Source organism: Siminovitchia jepli, from assembly GCF_047228825.1.
Lineage (GTDB): Bacteria > Bacillota > Bacilli > Bacillales > Bacillaceae_C > Siminovitchia.
Window position 1 is genome coordinate 1 of sequence record NZ_JBFEGN010000124.1, and the last position, 7267, is coordinate 7267.

Annotated in this window: 7 protein-coding genes; 5 read left to right on the forward strand and 2 right to left on the reverse strand. The window is 43.5% G+C overall.

Annotation, left to right across the window (positions count from 1 at the left end):
* Positions 1–222: 222 nt before the first annotated feature.
* A complete protein-coding gene (locus AB1L08_RS20770; protein ID WP_413066524.1) occupies positions 223–840 on the forward strand; it encodes a YitT family protein in 618 nt (205 codons plus the stop codon).
* Positions 841–854: 14 nt separating this feature from the next.
* Here the strand turns inward: AB1L08_RS20770 and AB1L08_RS20775 are convergent, their stop codons facing one another.
* Positions 855–1406, reverse strand: coding sequence for a histidine phosphatase family protein (locus tag AB1L08_RS20775; RefSeq protein ID WP_413066525.1), 552 nt, complete (start codon positions 1404–1406; stop codon positions 855–857).
* Complete coding sequence (locus AB1L08_RS20780; RefSeq protein WP_413066526.1) at positions 1388–2158, reverse strand: phosphosulfolactate synthase; 771 nt, start codon at positions 2156–2158, stop codon at positions 1388–1390. Before AB1L08_RS20780 ends, AB1L08_RS20775 begins: the two co-directional genes overlap by 19 nt.
* A 412-nt stretch (positions 2159–2570) precedes the next feature.
* Here AB1L08_RS20780 and AB1L08_RS20785 point away from each other — a divergent pair, with 412 nt between their 5' ends.
* The 4 genes from AB1L08_RS20785 to rlmN all read left to right on the forward strand — a co-directional run bounded on the left by AB1L08_RS20785 (position 2571) and on the right by rlmN (position 7136).
* On the forward strand, positions 2571–3815 hold the full coding sequence (locus AB1L08_RS20785; RefSeq protein ID WP_413066527.1) for an MFS transporter: 1245 nt from the start codon (positions 2571–2573) through the stop codon (positions 3813–3815).
* A 14-nt stretch (positions 3816–3829) separates the two neighbouring features.
* Positions 3830–4111, forward strand: coding sequence for a hypothetical protein (locus AB1L08_RS20790; protein WP_413066528.1), 282 nt, complete (start codon positions 3830–3832; stop codon positions 4109–4111).
* Positions 4112–4346: 235 nt separating this feature from the next.
* Positions 4347–5552, forward strand: coding sequence for a YbfB/YjiJ family MFS transporter (locus AB1L08_RS20795; protein ID WP_413066529.1), 1206 nt, complete (start codon positions 4347–4349; stop codon positions 5550–5552).
* Positions 5553–6068: 516 nt separating this feature from the next.
* On the forward strand, positions 6069–7136 hold the full coding sequence (gene rlmN / locus AB1L08_RS20800; RefSeq protein ID WP_413066530.1) for a dual-specificity RNA methyltransferase RlmN: 1068 nt from the start codon (positions 6069–6071) through the stop codon (positions 7134–7136).
* The last annotated feature ends 131 nt before the right edge of the window (positions 7137–7267 follow it).

Genomic DNA, 7267 nt, shown 5'->3' on the forward strand with positions numbered 1-7267 from the left:
CCTTTTAGGCCGAGGCCGGTAAGAGAGGCTTTCAGCCGCAGAGCAAACCACCAGTTCACACTGGTGGTTTTGATTTTTCCTGATTTTAAAAAGCCACAAGATTTCCCCGATGTTTCATAAATTTTAGTACTTGCTCATAAAATGGACAAGGAAGGATGCTTTTTCGGAGGGGAGACAAGTGGAAGATATCAATGTTTATTTAAAAGGTAATGACCGCTTCTTATGAGGCGTCTATTATTAACATATGCTTGTTTATTTATTGGCGCTTTTTTGCAGGGCATGTCGATGTCCATCTTTCTTTTTCCGCATTCCATTCCTTCCGGGGGGGCGGCCGGCATAGCCTTGCTGCTCAATCATTGGTTCGATTTAACCCTTGGATTTTCTTTATGGCTCGCCAACGCCGTATTCTTGTTGTTTGCTTTAAATTACTTTGGCTATACATGGACGTTTCGAACGATTCTTTCTGTCGCCACGACCTCAATGACCATCAGCATTTTAACCGCACAAGTCCATTTGCCGCACGGTCATATTCTGATTGATCTGGCCGCAGGCAGTCTGTTTTTCGGCCTGGGGGTCGGCCTGCTCATCAGGGCGGGTGCATCCAGCGGGGGAATGGTCATACCGGCATTAATGATTGCCTATCATAGAAACTGGAGACCGGGAAAAGTGATGATGATGATTAATTTAACCATTTTTCTTTTTACCTCGCTGGTCATAGATTATAAGATTATCCTATTTGCTGTTGTATGCCAGTTTATGTCAACCAACATCATTGATTTTCTTTATGGGTTGAATTTCCATAAAATGTTGGCCCTGACACCTTATTGGAGAAAGAAATAACAAAGAAGGAGACCTTAAAAGATCTCCAGTTTCCGCCGATTGAAGTTAAGCGTAATGCATTCATTATTGTCAAAAACGATCTTGTTCATTTCATTAATATCTCCGGTTTGATAGTACGAAATCAAAGCTCTCGACCATGAACCGTGCCCAAAGATCAAAATGTTTTTTTGTTTTTTATACTTCTCCAAAAATAATTCAATGCGATGTTCCAAGGTACTTAGTGATTCACCCAATTTTACCTCTTTCGGATTTTGGGCCCATCTTTCTCCAAAGGTTTCAAATAATAAGGATTTTTGCATGCCTTCAAATGGGCCGAAATCCAGCTCATCCAGCAATGGGTCAATTTCAGGCTGATAACCGTAATGCCGGGCTGTTTGAATCGTCCTTTTCAGTGTGCTTGCCAGCACTTTCTGAAACGGGCCCAGCCGATAAAGGTTTTTTTTGTTTTTGTCAATATGTCTTTGCATTTCCCGTGTTACGGGGGAAATGGGTATGTCCCGCTTTCCTTGAAGCTTCCCTTTTTTATTCCACTCAGTGGGAAGATGTCTTATAATGTTAACTTGCATTCACGCGCCTCCACATAAAATGTTTCGCAGCGCAGTCCGCAGCGCTGAGCCTCCAAAACGAGCACATCGGCGGGCTTTACATTCCCCAAGTTGACATTCGGCCCAATTTCATTTATGAAATACATTTGATGTTTGGGCAGGGGAGCTTCAAAAATAATTTTTTTGCTGTCAATTTCTTTCAGCAATTCGTGGATCAAATCCGATTTTATATCTCCGCTTTTTTCGTATATTCCGGAAGTCCCCGAATCTCTCCCTTCCGTAATAACATAGTCACACCCCGCTTCCAATAATTGCTCTATTTCCATCTTCCAATCGAATACCGACATTTCTTTATTTGCATCTTTTGAACCGACTTCTGCGATGACGTTGAATTCTTCTTTCAACTCCTGGATGAGGCAGAGCCTTTCTTGAAGCGGAATATCGATCGTTCCGTTTGATATTTCAATCCAGTGAATGCCCAATCCTTTTAAATAAGAAACATATTCAACAATTTTATTTTGTTCAAAACATTTTTCAAATAATGTTCCCCCGCAGTAAACATCGATTTCATATTGTTTATAAAGGTTTATTTTTTCCTTTATGTTCGGTGTAATGTAGGCTGAACCTACTCCCAGCTTGGCTATATCAATGAATTGCCCGAAATCGGCCAATATGTTTTCCAGTTCTCTCGTGGGGGTTCCAAAATCGGCTATGGACGTGATTCCATACGTTCTTTTTCCTGAAGTTCTTTCGGGTAAAGATAAAAACTCCATAGGGATAAGCGCCTCCTCCATATTTCTAGGATAGGATATTCAAAAAATGGGTGAACGTGTATATCATGATTGATTTTTAAAAAGAAAAGCGCAGGCGCCTTGCTCAGTACGGGCAAATGAGGTGAAACACGCATATACATCGAGGGGCTGGGCGCGGCCGCCTTAGGTCGTCACGTCCCGTGGCGCCGGCGGCACTGGGACGTCCTGTCTGTGGAGCCGGACACAGAAAAATTTTTTTGAAGAAAAACGCTAACGCGTTCGTCCTTTTGAAGAGAGGTCAGAAGCCGGACGGGTCTATTGCGAAAGAGCAAATTTATCCTTTAACCTTTGGAAAAAAGCCATTGAATAAAATCAAATTTTGAATCAAATAATAACCAGGATCATTCTTCCCGCCAAAGCGAGGGACAAAAAGATGCCTGAAAAAAAACGAAAAGGGTTAACGATACTAGCCATCAGTTCTATTCCGCTCATATTAGTCTTGGGAAATTCCATGTTAATACCTATTCTGCCCAAGATGAAAGCAGAACTGGATATTTCACAATTTAAAGTTAGCCTTGTGATCACTGTCTTTTCCATGGCGGCTGCCATAGCAATTCCGGTATTGGGCTTTTTATCAGACCGGTTCAGCCGAAAGGCAGTGATCATACCTGCCCTGATATTGTACGGAAGCGGCGGGATTTTAGCCGGTGCCGCAGCAGCCTGGTTTTCCAATGCATACATATGGGTGCTTGCAGGAAGGATTATGCAAGGGATCGGGGCAGCCGGAACAGCACCCATTGCGATGGCATTAACAGGCGATTTGTTTAAAGGAGGGGAACAAAGCAAGGTGTTGGGACTGGTGGAAGCCTCAAACGGGTTTGGAAAGGTTATCAGTCCGATTCTTGGTTCTTTGTTTGCGCTCATCATTTGGTATGCGGCATTTTTTGCGTTTCCCATTTTTTGTCTGATTTCCGTATTATTAACCATCTTCTTTGTAAAAGAAAAGAAAAAGGATGAAAAGCCCCCATCCGCAGGAGCGTATGTAAAAGGACTTTTGTCTGTTTTCAAAACAGAGGGCCGTTGGCTGTTTGTTGCCTATTTAACGGGGGCGGCCTGTTTGTTTACCCTGTTTGGAATCCTGTTTTACATTTCCGATATTCTTGAAAAGGATTATCATATTGACGGTGTGCTGAAGGGGGGAATATTAGCCATTCCCCTATTGTTTATGACCACGACATCCTATTTTACGGGAAGTAAAATCGGAAAAAAAATGAAATTGATGAAGACCCTGATTATAATCGGTCTCATTTTGATGACGGCTTCCTTTACAATCTTGATTTTCTTTAAACAACTGATCCCCTTTTTTTCCGTCCTTGTTTTCAGCAGTATTGGAACGGGACTGGTTCTCCCATGTGTCAACAGCTTTATAACCGGGTCGGTTTCAACGGAGCGGAGGGGATTTGTTACATCTTTATATGGGTCTGTCCGTTTTTTGGGAGTCGCGGTCGGTCCCCCTGTTTTCAGTGCATTGATGGACTGGTCAAGGACGGGCATGTTTTTGACAACAGCCGGCCTTACGTTGCTTTGTGCGATACTATGCCTGTTTTTCATCCGGGTGGGCAAAGAGGAGCCATCCGAAAACAAGGATACGCTTTTTGAACAATTAAAGTTTACGTAAAAGGAGAACGAACCATGGAAATTTATTTTTCGCCGGAAATTGTAACACCGCATTTCCAAGTATTAAATGTCGTCAATTCCAAGGAACAAGCTGTCGGTAATGTTGCGTTTTTATTTGAGGAAAAAAAAATGTATGTATACGGGATTTTGGAAGAAGAAGGGGTGGAAGCGGATTTTAAAGATTTGCTGACACCGTACTTAAAAGGAATGGTAAAAGCGAAAGACGGGCTGGAACTGTTTTCGTGTGTGTATGTTGGCTGTGAAAAAGTAAAAATCAACGGGGAAGACAAGCAATGATTTTCTTCCCCCAAGTTTGGGAAAACGAGGTGTTCCTGTCCGGTCCTAAAGAAGCGGACAGGCGCTTCAATGATTGGAATTCAAAATGATTAACCATAATAATATTATGTAAACTAAAAATCATCTCTACTCATAAAGCCGCTTATGATATAATGAAGATGATATTTCCGGTTTAGAAAAAAATCATCATCGAGGCAGCCGCAATTTCCGGATTTATTGTCAAAAGGCGGTGAAGATGCTGAAGAAAAAGATGTTTTTGTTCGGTATTGTCAGTATGTTCATAACTATCTGCACATCTGGCTTTGCAAGAATGACATACGGCATATTAATGCCATTTATGATGGACAGTCTTGTATTGACGTATAAACAAGCAGGAATGCTGGGAACTTCGACGGCGGTTGGATATATGGGAATGGTCCTTTTTGTCGGGGTGATGGCCGCCAGATGGGGATCTAAGCGGCTGATCGTGATTGGGACGTATCTGGTTGCTGCCGGATTGATGTATCTCTATTCGGTCGATGACTTTTTTTCCGCCCTCTTCGGCATGGTCATATTGGGGATTGGAACGGCTTTTACATATACGCCGATCATCAACCTCCTTGTCGGCTGGTTTCCAGACCGCAGGGGGCTGATGATCGGGTTTGCCATCAGCGGCATGGGATTGGGAACCCTTATTTCCAGCATGCTCGTCCCGCTTTTTACTTCATGGTTTGATGAAGACGGCTGGCGTTTTCTTTGGCTCATTTTCGGCATCATGTCCATCGTTGCCGGCATCATTGGCCAAAGGGGATTGAAGGATCCCCCCGTTTTGAAAAAGGATATAAACGGAAAGGGCAGCCTTTTAAAAGAGGTTTATTTGCAAAAAGACGTACTGTTGATCGGAATCATTTACGGATTGCTCGGATTTGCGTATTTAATCCCGCAAAGCTTTTTGTTCAGCTATATATTGGAGTCGGGATTAAGCCGCAATGCGGCGGGGCAAATCATGGGACTGGGCGGTTTGATGAGCATTGTGAGCGGGCCTTTTTGGGGCGCCGTATCAGATAAAATGGGACGGAAAATGGCCCTTGCCATAACCCTTGTCATTGCCGGAATTTCCATCCTGATCCCGGTTTTAATGCCCGCAGCCTTCTGGTTTTATGTCAGCCAATTCCTGTGGGGGCTTACATATGTAGGCATGCTGTCGCTCTCACAGGCCCTGTCTACAGAGCAAATTCACCAGGCCTATGCACCCGTTGCATTGGGATACGTGACCGTCTTTTTTGCCGGCGGGCAAATTTTGGGCCCCGGATTGGGCGGAATGATGATTGACCGCTTCGGAAGCATTCCCGCTGCTTTGTGGCTTTGCTTCGGATTGCTTGCCTCCGCTCTGCTGCTTTGCACACAAATAAACAAAGGGGCAGCCCGCAAATGGCCGGAAGTGAAAGAGCATTCATTATAATGCATAGCGCCAAATATGTGATTCTGCGCCCGGGCTACATTGATTCGCACCTGAAAAGGAGCAGGATTCACTCCTTTCACGTTAATTTCCCCGTTCTGCAAAGTGTAGTATTAAAAAGCCCTGAAACCTGATAAAACAAGGTTTCAGGGCTTTTTTAAAATAAAATGAGTGTCTCGCTAGCGTAACACTCCCCCATTTATGATGTGGATTTCTCTAACAATCTCCATATTTAATACCATTTACAAAATAATAAGAACAAAACGCTGCGGCAGCTGCTTTTTGCAAGTTGAGCCGTACGTGCAGTTTTTTCGGTTAACCAACTTGTCATAGCTGCGCAAAATCATTCGGTATCGGTTCAATTGAAAAGCATGACGGAGCCTTCAACAAGGAAAGAATGCATTGAACATGTAAAAAAGTTTGGGTTTAAAACAGCTTATAATGCCACCGGGTTGTTTCCTGTAACCGATGATAGTATGATAATAACAGCATTTGATTTTCCCAGAAAGAGGTTGTTAAATGAAACCATCCATATATGGATTGACGTTTGATCAGCTGTCGGAATGGCTTGTGGACCATGGACAAAGGAAGTTTCGGGCCCAACAGGTATGGGACTGGCTGTACAGAAAACGCGTCAAACATTTTTCTCATATGAACAATGTCAATAAAGAATGCATTCAACTGCTGGAAGAGCATTTTACGATCCAGCCGCTGAAACTGGCGGTCCAACAAGAATCAAAAGACGGGACGATAAAATTTCTGTTTGAACTGGAAGACGGAAATTTAATTGAAACGGTGCTGATGCGCTTTCACTACGGCCTTTCGGTTTGCGTGACTACCCAGGTCGGCTGTAATATCGGCTGCAGCTTTTGTGCGAGCGGCCTGTTGAAAAAAAACCGGGATTTAACAAGCGGTGAAATTGTCGGTCAAATCATGAAAGTGCAGGCATTCCTGGATGACAGAGGGAAAGACGAGCGGGTAAGCCACATCGTCGTAATGGGAATAGGCGAACCGTTTGATAATTACGATAACTTAATGAAATTTTTGCGCGTTGTCAATGACCCGAAAGGCTTGGCCATCGGCGCCAGGCATATTACTGTTTCAACTAGCGGGCTTGCACACAAAATTTATGACTTTGCAGACGAGAATTTGCAGGTGAACCTGGCCCTTTCCCTGCATGCCCCAAACGATGCATTAAGGACGCAAATCATGAAAATCAACAGGGCGTTTCCGATTCGAAAGTTAATGGAAGCTCTTGACTATTATTTGGAAAAAACGAACCGAAGGGTAACGATTGAATATATTTTGCTAAAAGATGTAAACGATACTGAAAAAGAAGCGAGTGAATTGGCCGGCCTTCTCGCAAACAGGCGGCAGCTCACATATGTAAATTTGATCCCTTACAATCCGGTTGATGAGCATGGTCAATATCAAAGAAGCGAACCGGAAGCAATCCGGACATTTTTTGATACGTTGAAAAAACGGGGCATCCACTGCGGCGTTCGCATGGAACAAGGTACGGATATTGATGCGGCATGCGGCCAACTACGGAGCAAGCAAATGAATAAACGAAAACATGCCATTTAATGATAAAGGACGGAAGCGTACAACGACGCTTCGTTCTTTTTTTCAAGTAAAGTATAACTCCAAATTAAGCCCCACGCTATGCGTGGGAGAACAGAAACGGAAGTACCTTTACGTATGATAAAAAGTCCTCC

Excerpts from the sequence above, each read along its gene's own strand:
- AB1L08_RS20770 (WP_413066524.1), top strand. The coding sequence starts at position 223 with ATGAGGCGTCTATTATTAACATATGCTTGTTTATTTATTGGCGCTTTT.
- AB1L08_RS20780 (WP_413066526.1), bottom strand. The coding sequence starts at position 2,158 with ATGGAGTTTTTATCTTTACCCGAAAGAACTTCAGGAAAAAGAACGTAT.
- rlmN (WP_413066530.1), top strand. The coding sequence starts at position 6,069 with ATGAAACCATCCATATATGGATTGACGTTTGATCAGCTGTCGGAATGG.
- AB1L08_RS20785 (WP_413066527.1), top strand. The coding sequence starts at position 2,571 with ATGCCTGAAAAAAAACGAAAAGGGTTAACGATACTAGCCATCAGTTCT.
- AB1L08_RS20775 (WP_413066525.1), bottom strand. The coding sequence starts at position 1,406 with ATGCAAGTTAACATTATAAGACATCTTCCCACTGAGTGGAATAAAAAA.
- AB1L08_RS20795 (WP_413066529.1), top strand. The coding sequence starts at position 4,347 with ATGCTGAAGAAAAAGATGTTTTTGTTCGGTATTGTCAGTATGTTCATA.
- AB1L08_RS20790 (WP_413066528.1), top strand. The coding sequence starts at position 3,830 with ATGGAAATTTATTTTTCGCCGGAAATTGTAACACCGCATTTCCAAGTA.